The 18,480-nt window shown below is 60.3% G+C and carries 15 protein-coding genes; 6 read left to right on the top strand and 9 right to left on the bottom strand.

All coding sequences use genetic code 11. From position 1 onward, the window contains the following. Positions 1-94: 94 nt before the first annotated feature. Entirely contained in the window at positions 95-1,012 is a 918-nt protein-coding gene (gene metR / locus PSJE_RS15025; RefSeq protein WP_007985733.1) for a transcriptional regulator MetR, read from the top strand. 177 nt (positions 1,013-1,189) lie between these two features. Here metR and PSJE_RS15020 read toward each other — a convergent pair whose 3' ends face one another. From PSJE_RS15020 to PSJE_RS15000, 5 genes are all read right to left on the bottom strand, one after another. Further along, complete coding sequence (locus PSJE_RS15020; protein ID WP_090453308.1) at positions 1,190-1,687, bottom strand: GNAT family N-acetyltransferase; 498 nt, start codon at positions 1,685-1,687, stop codon at positions 1,190-1,192. Between the two features lie 2 nt (positions 1,688-1,689). Further along, on the bottom strand, positions 1,690-2,328 hold the full coding sequence (locus tag PSJE_RS15015) for a LysE family translocator (protein ID WP_057716232.1): 639 nt from the start codon (positions 2,326-2,328) through the stop codon (positions 1,690-1,692). Between the two features lie 23 nt (positions 2,329-2,351). Further along, positions 2,352-2,786 (bottom strand): NUDIX hydrolase, encoded by a 435-nt coding sequence (locus PSJE_RS15010; RefSeq protein WP_057716233.1) that lies wholly within the window; start codon positions 2,784-2,786, stop codon positions 2,352-2,354. Between the two features lie 155 nt (positions 2,787-2,941). Then, on the bottom strand, positions 2,942-4,267 hold the full coding sequence (locus PSJE_RS15005; RefSeq protein ID WP_090453306.1) for an APC family permease: 1,326 nt from the start codon (positions 4,265-4,267) through the stop codon (positions 2,942-2,944). A gap of 242 nt (positions 4,268-4,509) precedes the next feature. Beyond that, positions 4,510-5,331: a carbon-nitrogen hydrolase family protein gene (locus PSJE_RS15000; protein ID WP_090453304.1), complete on the bottom strand. Its 822-nt coding sequence runs from the start codon at positions 5,329-5,331 to the stop codon at positions 4,510-4,512. Positions 5,332-5,455: 124 nt separating this feature from the next. On the opposite strand from PSJE_RS15000, the gene PSJE_RS14995 reads away from it, so the two are divergent. After that, positions 5,456-6,256 (top strand): helix-turn-helix transcriptional regulator, encoded by an 801-nt coding sequence (locus PSJE_RS14995; RefSeq protein WP_090453302.1) that lies wholly within the window; start codon positions 5,456-5,458, stop codon positions 6,254-6,256. Positions 6,257-6,420: 164 nt separating this feature from the next. Then, a complete protein-coding gene (locus PSJE_RS14990) occupies positions 6,421-8,040 on the top strand; it encodes an FMN-binding glutamate synthase family protein (RefSeq protein ID WP_090453300.1) in 1,620 nt (539 codons plus the stop codon). A gap of 27 nt (positions 8,041-8,067) precedes the next feature. Here the strand turns inward: PSJE_RS14990 and PSJE_RS14985 are convergent, their stop codons facing one another. From PSJE_RS14985 to PSJE_RS14975, 3 genes are read right to left on the bottom strand one after another with little or no spacing between them, the layout of a single operon-like run. Further along, positions 8,068-9,576, bottom strand: a complete 1,509-nt coding sequence (locus PSJE_RS14985) for a glucosyltransferase domain-containing protein (protein ID WP_090453298.1) — start codon at positions 9,574-9,576, stop codon at positions 8,068-8,070. Continuing rightward, a complete protein-coding gene (locus tag PSJE_RS14980) occupies positions 9,577-10,518 on the bottom strand; it encodes a glycosyltransferase family 2 protein (protein WP_090453296.1) in 942 nt (313 codons plus the stop codon). Continuing rightward, positions 10,515-10,889 (bottom strand): GtrA family protein, encoded by a 375-nt coding sequence (locus PSJE_RS14975; protein WP_057716240.1) that lies wholly within the window; start codon positions 10,887-10,889, stop codon positions 10,515-10,517. Before PSJE_RS14975 ends, PSJE_RS14980 begins: the two co-directional genes overlap by 4 nt. 244 nt (positions 10,890-11,133) lie before the next feature. On the opposite strand from PSJE_RS14975, the gene PSJE_RS14970 reads away from it, so the two are divergent. Next, positions 11,134-12,258, top strand: a complete 1,125-nt coding sequence (locus PSJE_RS14970) for an OpgC family protein (RefSeq protein WP_090453294.1) — start codon at positions 11,134-11,136, stop codon at positions 12,256-12,258. A 233-nt stretch (positions 12,259-12,491) separates the two neighbouring features. On the opposite strand, the gene PSJE_RS14965 is transcribed toward PSJE_RS14970, so the two are convergent. After that, positions 12,492-13,925 (bottom strand): amino acid permease, encoded by a 1,434-nt coding sequence (locus PSJE_RS14965; RefSeq protein ID WP_090453292.1) that lies wholly within the window; start codon positions 13,923-13,925, stop codon positions 12,492-12,494. A gap of 528 nt (positions 13,926-14,453) precedes the next feature. On the opposite strand from PSJE_RS14965, the gene PSJE_RS14960 reads away from it, so the two are divergent. Beyond that, positions 14,454-14,912, top strand: a complete 459-nt coding sequence (locus PSJE_RS14960) for an REP-associated tyrosine transposase (protein ID WP_090453290.1) — start codon at positions 14,454-14,456, stop codon at positions 14,910-14,912. Positions 14,913-15,204: 292 nt separating this feature from the next. Continuing rightward, positions 15,205-18,318 (top strand): transglycosylase domain-containing protein, encoded by a 3,114-nt coding sequence (locus tag PSJE_RS14950; RefSeq protein WP_090453288.1) that lies wholly within the window; start codon positions 15,205-15,207, stop codon positions 18,316-18,318. The last annotated feature ends 162 nt before the right edge of the window (positions 18,319-18,480 follow it).

Here is an 18,480-nt window from a genome sequence, read left to right as displayed (position 1 = left end):
TGTGCTCCGCCGTGCTTGTGGTCGACAGCGGCACCAACATGAGACAAACTCAACCTTTTCGATTTATCGACAAGTTTTCCTCATGGAGCCTCCGGTGCTTGAAATCCGTCACCTCAAGACCCTGCACGCCTTGCGCGAAGCCGACAGCCTGGTGGATGCGGCCGATCGCCTGCACCTGACCCAGTCAGCCCTGTCCCACCAGTTCAAAGAGCTGGAGGAGCGCATGGGCATGCCGCTGTTCGTGCGCAAGACCAAACCGGTGCGCTTCACCAGCGCCGGTTTGCGCCTGCTGCAACTGGCCGACGCTACCCTGCCGCTGCTGCGCGCCGCCGAGCGCGACATCAGTCGCCTGGCCGGTGGCACGGCCGGTCGTCTGCACATGGCGATCGAGTGCCACAGTTGCTTCCAGTGGCTGATGCCGACCATCGACCAGTTCCGCGACGCCTGGCCGGAAGTCGAACTGGACCTGGCCTCGGGGTTTTCCTTCGCCCCGCTGCCAGCCCTGGCCCGTGGCGACCTGGACCTGGTGGTGACCTCCGATCCGGTGGACCTGGCCGGGATCACCTATGTACCCCTGTTCACTTATGAAGCGATGCTCGCGGTGGCCAACCAGCACCGCCTGGCCAGCAAGGCTTATATCGTCCCCGAAGACCTGCTCCCGGAAACCTTGATCACCTACCCGGTGGAACGGGACCGGCTGGACATCTTCACCCGCTTCCTCGAACCCGCCGACATCGAACCGGCCCAGGTCCGCACCTCGGAACTGACAGTGATGATGATGCAACTGGTGGCCAGCGGTCGCGGCGTGTGCGGCATGCCCCATTGGGCACTGCATGAATACAGCTCGCGAGGCTATGTGAAAGCCAAGCGGCTGGGTGAGAAAGGTTTGTTCGCCACACTGTATGCGGCGATCCGCGCCGACATGCTCGATGCGCCGTACATGCGCGACTTCTTGCTGACGGCCAAGGACACGTCGTTTTCGACGCTGGATGGGGTCAGCGCCGTTCGCTAGAACAATCAGACGATGCGGTCTTTGTGGCGAGGGGGCTTGCCCCCGTTCGGCTGCGAAGCAGTCGCGAAAACTGCAAGCGCAATGTGTCTGAAGAAATGCTGGGGAGCGCTTCGCACTCCAACGGGGGCAAGCCCCCTCGCCACAAAAGCTCGCTCCTACAGGGGATCTATGTGATGGTTAGATCTCACGCCACATGTGGATCTTGTCGAAGTAATCCTCGCCCACACGCACCGCCATCGGCTCCAGGCCAAACTGGATGAAGCCGCAGCGCTGGTAGAGGTTGAACGCGGCATCGTTGCCGGCGGTGATGGTCAACTGGATCAGGCGCAAACCCGCATGGTTCTGCGCCTCGGCCAATGCCGCCTGAACCAGTTGATAGCCGAGCCCACGCTGGCGGACCTTGGCGGTCACGTACATGCCAAACAGTGTCACCTTGTGCCGGGCCTTTTCCCGAGGCTCGAACGCGAGGCCGACAATGCCGGCCAACCGGCCCTCTTCGAACGCCCCGAGCACCACGTCCAGCTTGCCGGTCAGGCGCGACTCCCACCAACTCAGCGGCATCGCTGCCCGCTCACGCACGCTCGAGGTAAAGGCCTGCGGGTGCAGGTCGTAGGCTTCGAGCATCAGTGCCCGGTAGTCCAGGGCATGGCTGGCATCAAGTCGTTCGATCCACATCCTCAGGCCATCCGTTTTTGCTCAAGCATCAGCCGCAGCGCCAGCCCCGACAATACAAAGCCCATGAAGTAGCGCTGCATCGCCAGCCAGGTCGGATTGTTGACGAACCACGAGGCGATGCCCGCGGCAAACATGGCGATCAACAGGTTGACGCAGAAACTGACGCTGATCTGGGTCAGGCCGAGGATGATGCTCTGGGTGAACACCGATCCGTGCTCCGGCGTGATGAACTGCGGAAACACCGACAGATAGAACACCGCGATTTTCGGGTTCAGGGCGCTGGTCAGAAAGCCCATGGTGATCAGTTTGCGTGAAGAGTCCGGGGGCAACTGCTGTGCCTCGAACGGCGAGCGCGCACCGGGTTTGACCGCCTGCCAGGCCAGCCACAACAGGTACAGCGCACCGGCCCACTTCAACACCTCATAAGCCATCGGCACCGCCAGGAACACTGCAGTCAAACCCGCAGCGGCGGCAAACAGGTGCACGAAGAATCCGGCGACCACCCCAAGCAGCGAGATCACCCCGGCCTTGCGCCCCTGGCAGATCGAACGGGAGATCAGGTAGATCATGTTCGGCCCCGGTGTCACTACCATCAGCAACGCGGCAGCAGCAAAAATCAGCAGGTCTTGAAGCGGGATCATGGGCGAGGTCCTTTGCGTAATGATCAGGCGATCGCGGTCAGCGATGCTCGATAAAACGGCAGAATCAGGTCCCGTGTCAATGGCGCCAGGCTGACATCGCCATCGGTGGCCGGGTCGATCCAGAGCACCTCTTCGATCTCCGCCGCCGGGGTGACGTCGCAATGAATATTCAGTTGAAAGAGCTCGGCGTGTACGACAAACCCCGGTTCGTTGGCGGCCGGTGCCGAGAAGTGACCCAGGTAAACGGCCTGCGCCGGGTCGATGTCCAGACCCAGCTCTTCTTCCAGCTCCCGGGCCAGGGCGTGGACCGGCAATTCATGGGGCTCGATCTTGCCACCCGGCTGCATGAACGCCGTGGTGCCGCGCTTGCGCACCAGCAACGTGCGGCCGTCAGGGCCGATCAACAGGGCGGCGGCGATGCGGATAATCCCGGAGGCAGGCATGGAAAACGTCGACATAAACAGAAGGCCCTTGACTCAAAAACGCTAAGGATCACATGTCCGCCCTGTAGGAGCGAGCTTGCTCGCGATGGTCGTAAACAAAAACGCGTAAAACCAGATGCCCATCGGCGCCCTCAGGTTTATCGCGAGCAAGCTCGCTCCTACAGTTTCCTTTATGCGGCTTCCTGGAAACCCATCTCCGGCGGCTGCCGACGGAAACCACCGGTCAATACCGCCAGGTACACCACGCCAATCGCCAGCCAGCTCAACCCCAGATAAACCGCCAGATGATCGAGGCTGACCATCAACCACAAATCCGCTGACAGGCCGATGAACGGAAACAACAGGAACAGCACGAATTCGCGCGGGCCTTTTTTCTCGCCACCGATCCAGTAATGGAAGATCACCGACAGGTTGACCAGACTGAATGCCAGGAACGCGCCGAAGTTGATGAACGAGGTCGAGGTGGTGACGTCCAGTTTCAGTGCCAGCAACGCCACCACCGCGCACAGCAGAATGCTGTTGATCGGCGTACCGAAGCGTTCGTGCAAGGTCCCGAAAAACGACTTCGGCAACACGCCGTCGCGGCCCATGGCGTACAGCAGCCGCGAACCGCTGGCCTGGGCTGACAGCCCCGAGGCGAACTGGCCGACGATCAGGCCGATCAAAAAGATCGACACGAACAGGTCACCACCGATGTTGCGGGCAATTTCATAGGCCGCCGAGTCGACGCTGTCGAACTGGAACGACGGATGAGCGATCTGCACGAAGTACGACACGCCGACGAAAATCAACCCGCCGATCAGGGTGATCAGCATGATCGCCCGGGGAATGGTGCGGCGTGGATCGCGGGTTTCTTCGGTCAGGGTGCTGACCGCGTCGAAGCCCAGGAACGAGTAACAGGCGATGGCCGCGCCGCTCATGATCAACGGCATCTGCATGTCGCCATTGAAGAACGGCTTGATCGACCACAATGGCGTGCTTGCATCACCGCCGACGTAATGCACGCACAGCGCGACGAAGGCGATCAGCACCAGGAACTGCACCAGCATCAACAGGGCATTGATGCCGTTGGCCAGCTTCAGGCCGACGACGTTGATCGCGCTGGTGATGCCGATGAACGCCAGTACCCAGACCCACTGCGGCACCGCCGGGAATGCGGAGTTGAGGTAGGCCGCGCCGATCAGCCAGATCGCCATGGGCAGGAACAGATAATCGAGCAGCACCGCCCAACCGGCGATGAACCCGAGTTTCGGGCTGATGGCCTTGCGCACATAGCTGTAGGCCGAGCCGGCCACCGGGAACGCCGAAGCCATCCGCCCATAGCTCATGGCAGTGAAGAACATCGCCACCAGCGCCGCGAGGTACGCGGCCGGCACCATGCCGGCGGTGGATTGAGCGAGGATGCCAAAGGTGCCGAGCACAATGATCGGTGTCATATAGGCGATGCCAAACAGCACCACCGAGCCTAATGACAGGGTGCGTTGCAAACGAGCCATGAGCGACTACTCCGGATTTTATTGGATTTATGGCAGAGCCGAGTTCGGCGCAAATTACGGGTGTTGCGTTGTTGTTCTTGGGTGAATGGTCAAACAGGTGTGTCGTCTGTCAGGGCCTCATCGCGAGCAAGCTCGCTCCCACAGGATTTGTGTCGATTACAAAATCCGAATCCACTGGAGCCCGCCCCTGTGGGAGCGAGCTTGCTCGCGAAGGCGACAGCCCGGTCGACAAGAAATCAGGATCAGCACTGAGGAATCAGCAGCTCCCGCAGCCCACCCGCCTGCTCAACCACCTCCCCCGGCAACCTCAGCCGCTGATCATCCAGATACCGATAATCCTGGCGCGCCGCCGTCAGCTGGTTCAGGTCCAGTTCGACCGCAAACTGCCCTTCCTCGCGTCCGGCTTCGAACAACAAGGTGCCCAGCGGATCGACCAATGCGCTGCCGCCGGCAAACAACAAACCGCCATCGCCCTCTTCCACCCGATTGACCATCAGCGCAAACGCCTGGTTTTCCTGGGCGCGGGCCATGATGGCGGTGCGATGGGTCGGACCGTAGGGATCCATGTTGCCGTTGGTGACGATCAACAGTTCAGCCCCCAGTTGCGCCAGGGCGCGGGCGCTCTCGGGGAATTCGATGTCGTAGCAAATCAGCAGGCCCACGCGCACGCCGTTCCACAGGCAGGTGGTGTAGCGATCGCCCGCCTCGTAGACACCGCGATCCGAGGCCCACAAGTGAGTCTTGCGGTACTTCAGCGCGATGCCTTCAGGAGTGATCAGCAGCGTGGTGTTGTAGAAACGGCCGTTGTCGTTTTCGGCCATGCCGATGGCCACGGTGATATTGCACTCGCGGGCGGCGGCGATTACCGCGCTGACGGACGGGCCGTCCAGCGCCTCGGCCACCTCGGCCACGGACTCGGTCGAAGGGAAACCCATCAAGTGGCCTTCGGGGAACAGGATCAGCTGCGTATCGGCTGCGCATGCAGCCATTGCCGCCAGAGTGCGTTCGAGGTTGTAGGCCGTGTCGTTGTCACGGCCTGCCAATTGGGCGAGTTCGACCTTCATGGGTATTCCTTGTTATGCGCCGGGCGGCAGAAAGATTGCCCGGTCGGTGTCTGTGCGCCAGTATGCGCAGCAAGCAACCGGGCGGGGAATTACGCCGCCGGGGTAACACGATAGGGGTAGATGCATGACACTCTCGTTGGACGACATCGCCTGGCACCGCTCGGTGGGGCAACTGATCGACGCCCTGGACAAGCCCAATTTCTGGACCCAGCTTGTACGCCTGCTGGACCAGTACGTGCCCTTCGACAGCTGGGTGGCGCTGCTTTTCAGCGCCGATCAGCGCCCCCAGGTGTTCGCCGAATGCCCCGGCGAAGACGGCAGCCCTGACCAGTTGTTCCAGGATTACCTGCGCGGCCTGTACCTGCTCGACCCCTTCTACATCGCCTGTCGCGAGCAGTCGCGCACCGGGCTGTATCGCCTGTCGGAAGTGGCCCCGGAGCACTTTGAGCTGACGGAGTATTACCAGCGCTACTTTCGTCTGAATGTGGTGGCCGACGAAATCCAGTTCAATTGCCAGCTCGAAGGCGACCGCACGCTGTGCCTGTCCCTGGGCAGCACCCAGCGTTTCAGCGGCCAGCAGATCGCCTTGCTGTCGTTGATCCAGCCGTGGGTGCTCGGCCTGTTGCGCCAGCGTCTACCCTATGAAATCAACGAAGTCGTGGCCCTGTCCCCCGCACCGCCGCAAGCTGATTGGCGGGTACAACTGGAAGCCTCGGTGCAGCAACTCAAAGGCGCGCAGTTGACGGCCCGGGAGCTGGATGTCGGGCGATTGATGCTCAGCGGTTGCTCCAGTAAAGAAATCGCCCGCAAGCTGGAAATCTCGGTCGAAACCGTGAAAGTCCACAAGAAACATATGTACAGCAAGCTGGGGATCAAATCCCAGTCCGAGCTGTTTTCGATTTTTCTCCAGGCACAAAACGCCTGAATGACCTGCGGAGCACTTTGCTTTTATGTGGGAGCGAGCTTGCTCGCGATAGCGGTTTCATATTCAGCATTGATGTTGACTGACCCGCCGCCATCGCGAGCAAGCTCGCTCCCACAGTGTTTTGTGTTTTGCCCAAATATTGAGTCCGAACCCAAGGAAACCGTATGAGCCTGTCACTCCTGAGCCGCTACGCCTTCTTTGCCGTCTGTGTGATCTTCACCCTCGCCAGCCTGCCGTTTCTTGAATACGACTGGCTCTGGCCAATTACCGCTGTCACTGCCGTCCTCAGCCTGATCGGCCTGTTCGACTTGCTGCAAAGTCCGCACGCAGTGCGGCGTAACTACCCGATCCTGGGCAATATCCGCTACCTGGTCGAAGGCATCCGTCCGGAAATCCGCCAGTACCTGCTCGAATCCGACAGCGACGCCCTGCCCTTCTCCCGGGCCCAGCGCTCGCTGGTCTACTCCCGGGCCAAGAATGAAACCGCCGACAAACCCTTCGGCACGCTGATTGATGTGTATCAGTCGGGTTTCGAATTCATCGGCCACTCCATGCGCCCCGCGCCCTTGAGCGACCCGAGCAGTTTCCGGGTGACGGTCGGCGGCCCGCAATGCACCCAGCCGTATTCGGCGTCGGTATTCAATATCTCGGCCATGAGTTTCGGCTCCCTCAGTGCCAACGCCATCCGTGCCTTGAACCAGGGTGCCAAGCTCGGCAATTTCGCCCATGACACCGGCGAAGGCAGCATCAGCCCCTATCACCGGGAAAACGGCGGCGACCTGACCTGGGAACTGGGCAGCGGTTACTTCGGCTGTCGCACCAGCGACGGCCGCTTCGACCCGGAACGCTTCGCGGCGCAAGCCCGGACGCCACAGGTACGGATGATCGAAATCAAGATGAGCCAGGGCGCCAAGCCCGGCCACGGCGGCATCCTGCCCAAACACAAGGTCACCAAAGAAATCGCCGAAACCCGCGGTATCCTGATGGGCGAGGACTGCGTGTCACCGTCGCGCCACACCGCGTTTTCCACGCCGATAGAAATGATGCATTTCATCGCGCAACTGCGTGAGTTGTCCGGCGGTAAACCGGTGGGCTTCAAGTTCTGCCTTGGCCATCCGTGGGAGTTCATGGGCATCGCCAAGGCCATGCTGGAAACCGGCATCCTCCCGGATTTCATCGTGGTGGACGGCAAGGAAGGCGGCACTGGCGCCGCGCCCGTGGAGTTCACCGACCACATCGGCGTGCCGATGCGCGAGGGCCTGCTGTTCGTGCACAACACCCTCGTGGGCCTGAACCTGCGGGACAAGATCAAACTCGGCGCCAGCGGCAAGATCGTCAGCGCCTTCGACATCGCCAGCGTGCTGGCCATCGGCGCCGACTGGGCCAACTCGGCGCGCGGCTTCATGTTCGCCATCGGCTGCATCCAGTCGCAGAGCTGCCACACCAACAAATGCCCGACTGGCGTCGCCACCCAGGACACCCTGCGCCAGCGCGCGCTGGTGGTACCGGACAAAGCCCAACGCGTGTTCAACTTCCACCGCAACACCCTCAAGGCCCTGGCGGAAATGCTCGCCGCCGCCGGCCTCGAACATCCATCGCAGTTGTCCGCCAAGCATCTGGTGCGACGTATGTCGGCGACCGAGATCAAGCTGTTCTCGCAGTTGCACGTGTTCCTCAAACCGGGTGAGTTGCTGACCGGCGAAGTGAACGGTGAGTTCTACTCGCGGATGTGGCAGATGGCCCGGGCCGATAGTTTCGAGCCCAGTGAAATAGCGGCGGCATAACCTCGCCACCCCGAGCAGAATCGCGCGTCACCAGCGCAGTGTTTTGCTCGGGGCCGGTTCCTTCATCACGATAAAACCGTAATCGCCGATCAGGTAAATCCGGTAGAACCGGCTTTCGACCAACGCCGGATAGCCCTGATAGCCGACCCGCGTCGCATTACGCCGCTCCTGCTCCGCCACCACGTTGGTGATGCCTGCTTTCGGCAGATTTTCGGCCAGCATGTAAAAGTCGGTATTGAGCAAGTAGTGCAGCACCGGCAGCTGTTTGAATGAGCCTGCCGCCGCCACCAACCAATAGTCGGAATAACTCACCGAGAGGTAGATCCGCCTGGCCTCGCGCAGCGACTGATGGCTGGCGATGTCGTACGCAAGACCGGCCAGTGCCGTGGACGCAAAGGTTTTCTGCACCGTCAGCACCCGGCCATAAGCGAACGACAACGACAACATGGCCAGCAGGGGAATCATCAACAGCAGCGGCAACCGCTCATGGATCGACGCCAGCGCCAGATGCCCCAGGTAGAACAGCAACACCAGCAGCACGGCGAAGCCCATCAAGGTGCGGGCACCTTCGTTGAAGTCGCGGAAAAACAACGCGACACCGGACACCAGCAGCGTCACGACGGGCAAAGTCAGCAAACACATCAGGCCGATCAACAGCTTCTTCGGCCCGCTGTCCTGGCGCGCCGCTACGTTCAATCCCAACCGCACCGCCCCGGCTATCGCGAGCAACAGCAACCCGCCGGACACCCAGAGCCATCCGCCATGGAACAGCAGCACGACTTTTTCCAGAACCCGGCCAATGTTGATCTGGATCTGCAATGAGGGATGCGCCGTCCAATCGAGCAGCAATGTGCGGTTGGAGCCCATGAAAGGATAAGCACTGACGCTGTAGATCAACCCGCCGAGGATGACCTGAGCGGCTTTCCAGCCCAGCAGGTCACGCCATGGTACCGGGGTGGTTTTATCGTTGGCGGCCCTGAGCAACTCCAGGCAACACAGACCCAGGAACACATTCAGGCTGACTTGATACAGCCCCAGCGCCAAGGCAATCAGGAACGACGGCACCAGCCACTGCACGCCGCGCCAAGGGTGGCGAAAGGTGATCGCGTAGATCACCGCCACCAGGCTCAGGGTCGTGGTGGGACCGTCGTATTGATAAGACAGGTTCTGCAGGAAGAACGGGTTGTACCAGAGCGGCAACAGCACCAGGCAGCAAGCAACGGTGGGCCGACGGAAGTAATGGAACGTCAGGCTTGTCAGCGCCGACGCCATGGCCAGCGTGGCGATCAACAAGGGCAAGGGAAAGATGTTCGGCGCGGCATGGCTGAAGCTCAGCGCGTTGTAGAAAAGCTGGGCGAAGAGTCGGCCCTGTTCGGCCCAGGCCATGCCCGCCGCCAGCGAGCGCCAGTTGTCATCGATGTAGGGATAATCGGCGAGGATCAACGGCAGGACATACACCAGAGTGGCGGCCAGAAAAAACCGCCAGACCTGATGCCGGCTAAGCTCGCGAACGAAGACGTCGCTGAACCGCCCCATTTAACGCCCGCCCCGGTCTTTACCGCCGACGATGTCCTTGATCACATAACGCGGCCGGTGCTTGGCCTCGATATAGATGCGACCGATATACTCGCCGAGGATGCCGATGCCAATCAGTTGCACGCCGCCGAGAAACAGGATCGCAGTCATCAGCGACGGATAACCGGGAACGCTGTTGCCGAAGAAAATCTTGTCCAGCACCATGTACACCGCATAGAACACCGCGAACATCGAAATGCCGCCACCGACGTAAGTCCACAAGCGCAGCGGCACGGTACTGAACGAGGTCACGCCTTCCAGGGCCAGGTTCCACAGCTTCCAGATATTGAACTTGCTGCTCCCCACCACCCTTCCTGGCCGCTCGAACTCCACCACTACGGTGTTGAACCCGGCCCACGACAGCACGCCTTTCATGAATAACTGGTGCTCCGGCAAGGAACGGATCACATCGACCACCTTGCGATCCATCAGCCGGAAGTCCCCGACGTTTTCCTCGATGCGGGTGTAGGCGATGCGATTGAGCACACGGTAGAAAATCGATGCGCTGTGGCGCCTGAGGTAGCCGTCGGCGGCCCGGTTGCGGCGCTTGGCGAGTACCACATCGGCACCCTTTTGCCATTGCTCGATCAACAACGGAATGACGTTGATCGGGTCCTGCAGGTCGACATCCATGGGAATCACGGCATCGCCGCTGGCATGCTCCAGGCCGGCAAACAGTGCCGGTTCCTTGCCGAAGTTGCGCGAGAAATTGATCAGCATGACCTGATCATCCGCCTGGGCAAGTGCCATAGCCTGTTCGGCCGTGTTGTCGGAGCTGCCGTCGTTGATGAATACGATCTCGACTTCGGTGTCGCCTAATCTCAACTCCCTTCGCACCGCCTGATAAAACAGGATGATGGACTGCTCTTCGTTGAAGACCGGGACAATGAGCGAGATTTTCATTGATCACGTCCGCGAAACACCACGTATTTGGAATATAGAAAACCGAACACCAGGCTCAACGCCGAAAACAGAACCACCGTGAGCAAGCCGTGCAATCGCCAGAGGTCACCCAGATGGCCGATACCCAGGCTCAGTGCCCCCATGCCCAAAAGAAACAGCAGATAACCCGCGACCGTGGCACTGGCGGCGAAAGTAAATTGCGCGTTCATGTAGAAGGAAAATGACGCAGCCACGCAGAAGGCGGCCAGGTTGCTGATCGCCTGACTGAGGCCGGCTGCCACGCTCAACAGGAAAAAGATCTGCCAGTGAATCAGGGTGTTGGCGACCCCGATCACCGTGTAACTGGACAGCCCTTTCCACAACAGTCTCATGTGAGGCTCCCGTTTCAAGAACGTTGCACTTATTGATATTTGAGCCTGTTTACTGTCATAAATCGCAGGTCAAGCGGTCTTTCAGACCAGCGGTTGAGCCTTGGGGCAATGCCCGAGACATCCGGTAATATCCCGGTTTTGCAATTGCCCGCGAATCAGTCCACCCTGCGCGCCGCCGATTGGGCGCGTGGCCTTTGCGCCAGCGACCAATCCCATTTTTACCCGCTGTTACGAGCCTGCTGTCATGACCTTAGCGCGCGATCACCGGATCGACTTTTTTCGTGGTCTGGCACTGATCTTCATCTTTTGGGATCACGTGCCCCACAACCCTTTGGGGCAAATCACCCTGCGTAACTTCGGTTTCAGCGATGCAGCCGAGGTCTTCGTGTTTCTGGCAGGTTTCGCATCCGTATTGGCGTACGGCAAAGTCCTGGCGCGCGAAGGCTTTCTGATCGCCTGCGTAAAAATCCTGCGCCGGGCGTGGGTGCTCTACGTGGTGCATATCTTCCTGCTGGCGATGCTGATGGGCATTGTGTTTTTCGCCAACAGCCACGTGGAAACACGGGATCTGGTGGAAGAAATGGGCATGCATCACTTCATCAGCAACCCGCAGCAGGCCCTGATCGATGAACTGCTGTTGCGCTTCAAGCCGAACCTGATGGACCCGTTGCCGCTGTACATCGTGCTGTTGGCGGGCTTGCCCCTGGTGCTGCCGCTGCTGGTGCGCAAGGCCTGGGTGGTGGTCTCGATGTCATTGGCGCTGTACCTGATGGTGCCGCTGGCTGGCTGGAACCTGGCGGCCATCAAGGACGGCGTGTGGTATTTCAACCCGGTCGCCTGGCAGCTGCTGTTCGTACTCGGCGGTGCCGCTGCGATTCACAGCCAGCGCCCGCGCCTGCCCCAGACCCGCCCATTGGTTCGCCAGCCGTTTTTTGTCGGTGCGGCGCTGTATGTCGTGGTCGCGGGTGTGTTGACCGTGCTGTGGCGTTGGCCGGACCTACACGATGCCGTGGTGCCGGCGAGCCTGCAAAACATCCTGTATCCCATCAGCAAGACCGACCTTTCCCCCGTGCGCCTGCTGCACTTCCTGGCACTGGCCTACGTCACGGCGAAAGTGATTCCCGACAGCGGATGGACACAAAACTGGCTCGCGCAGCAAAGTTGCCGCATGGGCCGTTTCTCGCTGGAGATTTTCTGTCTGGGCGTGCTGTTGGCGCCATTGGCGGACATGGTCAATGCGCTTACCGACGATGCTTTTGCCATGCAGATCTTCACGGCGTTGGTGGGTGCCGGGTTGATGGCGTTGCTGGCAACCTGGCTTGAGTTCAACAAGCGCTTGAATCGATCACTGCAACCTGCGTCCGCCTGATATGAAAAAAACCCGGTCACTGGACCGTCTTATGTAGGAGCGAGCTCGCTCGCGATGGACCCAAGAGCGCCGCGTTTAGCCAGGAAGCACGCGTTATCGTTATCGACCATCGCGAGCAAGCTCGCTCCTACAACGGGTCAGCGTTTTTTTGTAGGAGCGAGCTCGCTCGCGATGGACCCAAGAGCGCCGCGTTCAGCCAGGAAACACGCGTTATCGTTATCGACTATCGCGAGCTAGCTCGCTTCTACAGAAGCCGAACGCGCCGCACCTTGCGAAACATTGGTCGGTTGCAGCTTGAACACGTAGAACAGCACCGTCAGCAGCACCAGGAACGCAGGCCCCACATACAGCGCCACGCGGGTGTCCGGGAAGTACGCCATCAGGCCGACCACCAGCACCAGGAACGCCAACGCCAGGTACGAACTGACCGGGTACAGCCACATGCGATATTTCAGGCCGGCCGCTTCGCTGGCGCTCAGGCCTTTGCGGAACTTCAGCTGGGCCAGCAGGATCATCACCCAGGTCCAGATCGCGCCGAAGGTGGCAATTGCCGTCACCCAGACAAACACCTTTTCCGGCACCAGATAGTTCAGCAGTACGCCCAACAGCAACGCGCCAATCGACAGCAGCAATGCACGACGCGGCACGCCGTTGTTCGAGGTCTTGGCAAAGCCCGCCGGAGCCTGGCCGTTCTGCGCCAGGCTGTAGAGCATGCGACCGGTGCTGAAGATGCCACCGTTGCAGGACGATAGTGCCGCGGTGATCACCACGAAGTTGATGATGCCGGCGGCGGTCTTGATGCCCAGCCGCTCGAAAGTCATCACGAACGGGCTGCCCTGGGTGCCGATTTCATTCCAAGGATAGATCGACAGGATCACGAACAGCGCACCGACGTAGAACAGCAGGATGCGCCAGAACACCGAGCCGATCGCGTTCGGAATGGTCTTCTGCGGGTTCTTCGCTTCACCGGCGGTCAGGCCGATCATCTCCACGCCCAGGTAGGCGAACATCACCATTTGCAGCGACATCAACACACCCTGTACACCGTTAGGCATGAAGCCGCCGTGGGTCCACAGGTTGGAAATACCCAGGGCCACGCCGTCGTTGCCGAAACCGAAGGCGATGATGCCGATACCGCCGAGCACCATCGCAATGATGGTGACGATCTTGATCAAGGCAAACCAGAACTCGAACTCACCGAAGGCCTTGACCGCGATCAGGTTGATCGAGCCCATGCTGATCAACGCAGCGAGCGCCCAGATCCAGCGTGGTACATCGGGGAACCAGATACCCATGTACACCGCCACGGCAGTGATTTCCGCGACGCAGGTCACCAGCCACAGGAACCAGTAGTTCCAGCCGGTCAGGAAGCCCGCCAGCGGGCCGAGGTAGTCTTGGGCGTAACGGCTGAACGAGCCGGCGACGGGATTGTGCACGGCCATCTCACCGAGAGCGCGCATGATCACCAGGATCGCCAGACCGCCAATGATGTAAGACAGCATGATGGCCGGACCGGCCATTTCAATGGCCTTGGCCGAGCCCAGGAACAGGCCGACGCCGATACAGGCACCGAGTGCCATCAGGCGAATATGCCGCTCGCCGAGTTCACGTTTGAGCGGACCGCCCTGAGCGGTCTCGCCTTGGGGCAGGTGATTGCCTACGGGCATGGGGGACAACCTCGTCTTGTTATTGGATATGACCACCGAGTGGCGAAGCGCTGACCGATAAGCCATCGCTTCCCGAACCGGTTCTGCTTCGTGGGCAGAGTCGTCTTGTAGGAAAAACCCGCAAGATCAGTGGGAAAAACGGCGCCGAGTATTGCACAACAATGGTGCATCGTCATGCCCCTGCCAAAGTCGTACTTACCCTCGAAAAGGCTCTACTTCAGCCATTACAGACCGCCCCCCTTCTCCAGGTGCGATCACAACTGTGGCGAGGGGGCTCGCCCCGTTCGGCTGCGCAGCAGTCGCAAAACAGGAAAACGCTGTGTGCCAGACAACCACCAGTCGCAGGTTTTAGCGCCGCTTCGCAGCGCAACGGGGGCAAGCCCCCTCGCCACAAAAACAACAACAGCTTTCTCGCGCCGTCATTCCTTCACAGGTATCAGAGCTTTCACTCAACACATGCAGATCTACCCTGGACAACCGGGTACTAGCCTTGAAGGTGCAATTGATATCCTCAAGGGAAGCAATGGAATGCCAACTCAACCCAACTCCCACCGCTTGCGTCTGGGCCGATATTCCGAGAGCGGTCGGGCATATCTCATCACCGCCGTTGTTCATGGTCGCCAACCGATCTTTTCGGATTGGCATTTGGGACGCTTACTTGTTTCAGAACTACGTCGAGCTCATGAAACCAACGTAGTGAACTCCATCCCATGGGTGGTCATGCCCGATCACTTTCATTGGCTGATGCAGTTGGAGGAAGGCAATCTTGGGCGTGTCATCGGAGCCATCAAGTCACGTTGCACCCGTGAAGTGAACGAAATCACTGGCCGCCGTGGCCCACTCTGGCAAACCGGCTACCACGACCGGGCCATTCGCGATGGAGAAGATCTTCTGCCGTTCGCTCGCTACATCGTTGCCAATCCACTCAGGGCGGGACTTGTGGATAAAATTGGCGACTACCCGCTCTGGGATGCGTGCTGGCTGTAAACAGGCAGTCCATACGCCGAGCGTTTTGTGGCGAGGGGGCTTGCCCCCGTTGGACTGCGAAGCAGGCCCCTCAATCAGGCAACCACTGTTGTATCAGACACACCGCAAATACCGGATTTACGACTGCTTCGCAGCCGAACGGGGGCAAGCCCCCTCGCCACGAGTGCTTCAATCCGCCTGATTATCGGTGCGTCCGTGCATCATTTTGCCCTTCACATTTTCTTCACCCTCGCCAACCACCGTCTAAGCTTGAGTCAAGTCCGATCAATCTGCGTGAATGGATCAGTCGACTATGGGCGCTTTGTGGCAAACAGATTCGAGTAAAACCGTGGTTCCGAATGAAAGTGAGGATGAAGCGCCGTTACCTGAAAAACCCCGTCGTTCCAGACACGGATGGGGTGCGTTCTGGCTATTGCTGTTGATTATCGCGATTGTCGTGGGGCTGGCCGCCATGAGGGAGATGCGCACCTCGAAGTTCCAGGCCCAGGAAGTCAGCAAATACGCCGCGTCACTGAGCTATGAGCTCAAACCCGGCCCCAGCGATGCGATTCGCTATCCGGGGGAAGGTCCATTCGATCGGCGCCTGGGCTACAGCTCATTGGGTGAGTTCCTGCCGCGCCTGATCAAGCGCAATTTCATCGTTGAGGCGCAAACCCGCTTTTCTCCGGCGTTGCTGAAGTACAGCGACAAGGGCCTGTTCGTGCCTTATGCCGAGAAAATCCAGGCCGGGCTGTCGATCACCGACTGCCGCGCAGCGCCGCTGTACCAGTACCACTATCCGCAGCAGCTTTATTCAACCTTTGCCTCGATCCCGCCGGTGGTGGTCAACAGCCTGCTGTTCATCGAAAACCGCTTCCTGCTCGACCCCAGGCAACCGCTGGCCAACCCGGCGGTGGACTGGCCGCGGTTCGGCATGGCGGCGTGGTCCCAGCTGGCGAAGATGTTGCACGTGCCCGGCCAATCCGCCGGTGGCAGTACCCTGGCCACGCAGTTGGAGAAGTACCGGCATTCCCCCGATGGCTTGACAGTCAATGGCGCGGAAAAGATTCGCCAGATGGTTTCCGCCACCGTACGCGCCTATCAGGCCGGGCCACAAACCCTCGAAATCCGGCAGAACGTGGTTCGTGACTACCTCAACAGCGTGCCGTTGTCAGCTGTACCGGGCCACGGTGAAGTGCACGGCATGGCTGAAGGGTTGCGCGTGTGGTACGGCTCCGACTTCAAACAGGCCAACGAAGCGCTGTCCAGCACCGCTACGGATCCAAAAACCATGGCGGAAAAAGGCCTGGCCCTGCGTGAAATGCTGTCGTTGATGATTGCCCAGCGCCGCCCGTCGCACTACCTGACCAAGGGTCACGATGAACTGGCCGATCTCACCGACAGCCATATACGCCTGCTGGCACAAAACCATGTGATCGACGCCGAGTTCGCCGCCGCCGCCCTGGCCAGCAAAGTGATCTACCGCGACTGGGCCACCCAGCCGACCATCCAACCGATTGAAACCAACAAGGGCATCAGTGTCGCGCGCAGCCGTCTGGCCGGCATGCTCAATCGCCCGCTGTATGACCTCGACCGCCTTGACCTCTCCGCCACCAGCACCCTGCAAGGCCAGTTGCAAAGCGAGGCCACCGAGTACCTGAAAAAACTGGCCGACCCTGAGTTTGCCACGCAAATCGGCCTGATCGGCGAACGCCTCCTGACCACCACCAGCACCACCCAGGTACGCTACAGCTTCACCTTGTTCGAACTGACCCCGGACGGCTCGCGGGTGCGGGTGCAGACCGACAGCACCGACCAGCCATTCGACATCAACGAAGGCAGCAAACTGGAACTGGGCTCCACCGCGAAAATGCGCGTGCTGACCACCTACCTGCAAATCATCGCCGAGTTGCATGACAAATACGCCGGCATGGCCGTTCCGGAACTGAAGAAAGTCGACGTGCCGGATCAGGATCGCCTGAGCCGCTGGGCGGTCGACTACCTGATCGAAAACAAGGACCGCGACCTGCAAAAAATGCTCGGCGCCGCCCTGGACCGCAAATACTCCGCCGGCCCCGGCGAGGCGTTTTTCACCGGGGGTGGCCTGCACACGTTCCACAACTTCCGCAAGGAAGACAACGGCCGGATACCGCCCCTGCGCGACGCTCTGCGCGAATCGATCAACCTGCCGTTCATTCGCCTGATGCGTGATCTGGTGCGCTACACCACCTACTCCGGCCCGAACAGCAGTGCCGAACTGCTCAAGGATGACCGCAACCCGCGGCGTCAGGAGTACCTGGCCGAATTCGCCGACCGCGAGGGCACTTCGTTCCTGCTCAAGTTCTGGAAGAAGTACAAGAACAAGGACACCCAGGACCGCCTCGACACCTTCCTCGACAGCATGCGCCCGACCCCGATCCGCATGGCCGCCGTGCACCGCTACCTGCTGCCGCAGGCCAGCCAGGAAAGCTTCAACGCCTTTGTGCGCTCGCACCTCAAGGGCGCCAAGCTCACGGAAAAGCTCACCGACGAACGTCTTGTGCGGCTCTACGAGGCCTACGGTCCAGGCTCCTACGACTTGCCGGACCAGGGTTTCATCGCCAAGGTCCACCCCCTGGACCTGTGGCTGATGGGCTACCTGCTCAATCACCCCGACGCCAAGTGGGGCGACATCGTCAAAGCCAGCCAGTTCGAGCGCCAGGAGGTCTATAGCTGGCTGTTCAAAAGCCGGCACAAGGGCGCCCGCGACAGTCGCATCCGCACCATGCTGGAGATCGAAGCGTTCCTCGACATCCACCAGCGCTGGCAGAAAGTCGGCTATCCGTTCGACCACCTGGTACCGTCGCTGGCCACCGCCATCGGCAGCTCCGGCGACCGTCCCGCAGCCCTGGCCGAATTGATCGGCACCATCCTCAACGATGGCGTGCGCATGCCGACCCTGCGCATTGACAGCCTGCATTTTGCCGCGAACACCCCCTTTGAAACCCAACTGATCAATGACCCGGACGTCGGCAAACGGGTGATGCCGTCCGAAGTAGCCACCGCCATGCGCGAGGCCCTGTCGCAAGTGGTCGACGCCGGTACCGCCAAACGCGTGGCCGGCAGTTTCAAGCTGCCCGACGGCAGCCCGCTGGCGATGGGAGGCAAGACCGGTACCGGTGACAACCGCATCGAGGCCATCGGGTCCGGTGGGCGAATCTTGAGTTCCAAATCGCTCAACCGCACGGCGACCTTCGTGTTCTACATAGGCGATCACCATTTCGGCACCCTGACGGCGTTCGTGCCAGGCCGCTCGGCGGAAAGCTTTACCTTCACCTCGGCGTTGCCGGTGCAGGTGCTCAAGGGCATGGCACCGATCCTCACGCCTTACCTGCAACCGGGCACCCACACGATGTGCCAGCCAACCGAGGTGGCGGCGAGCCGCTAAGCCCGACTCAACGAAATGGAACGATGGCGGTACATATGTATTTTTCACTCTTTGATTTTTGGAGAATCGAGTCGCACCCGGCACCTTTAACAACCAATCTTTGCGCTTTTTTTAGGCAACATGCTTACCTAGTCTGGTCGTCCCCGGTACTGATCAAAGGAC

It is taken from the genome of Pseudomonas jessenii (assembly GCF_002236115.1).
GTDB lineage: Bacteria > Pseudomonadota > Gammaproteobacteria > Pseudomonadales > Pseudomonadaceae > Aquipseudomonas > Aquipseudomonas jessenii.
Note: the sequence above shows the minus strand (reverse complement) of the source record. Positions and strands in the feature narration are given on the sequence as shown.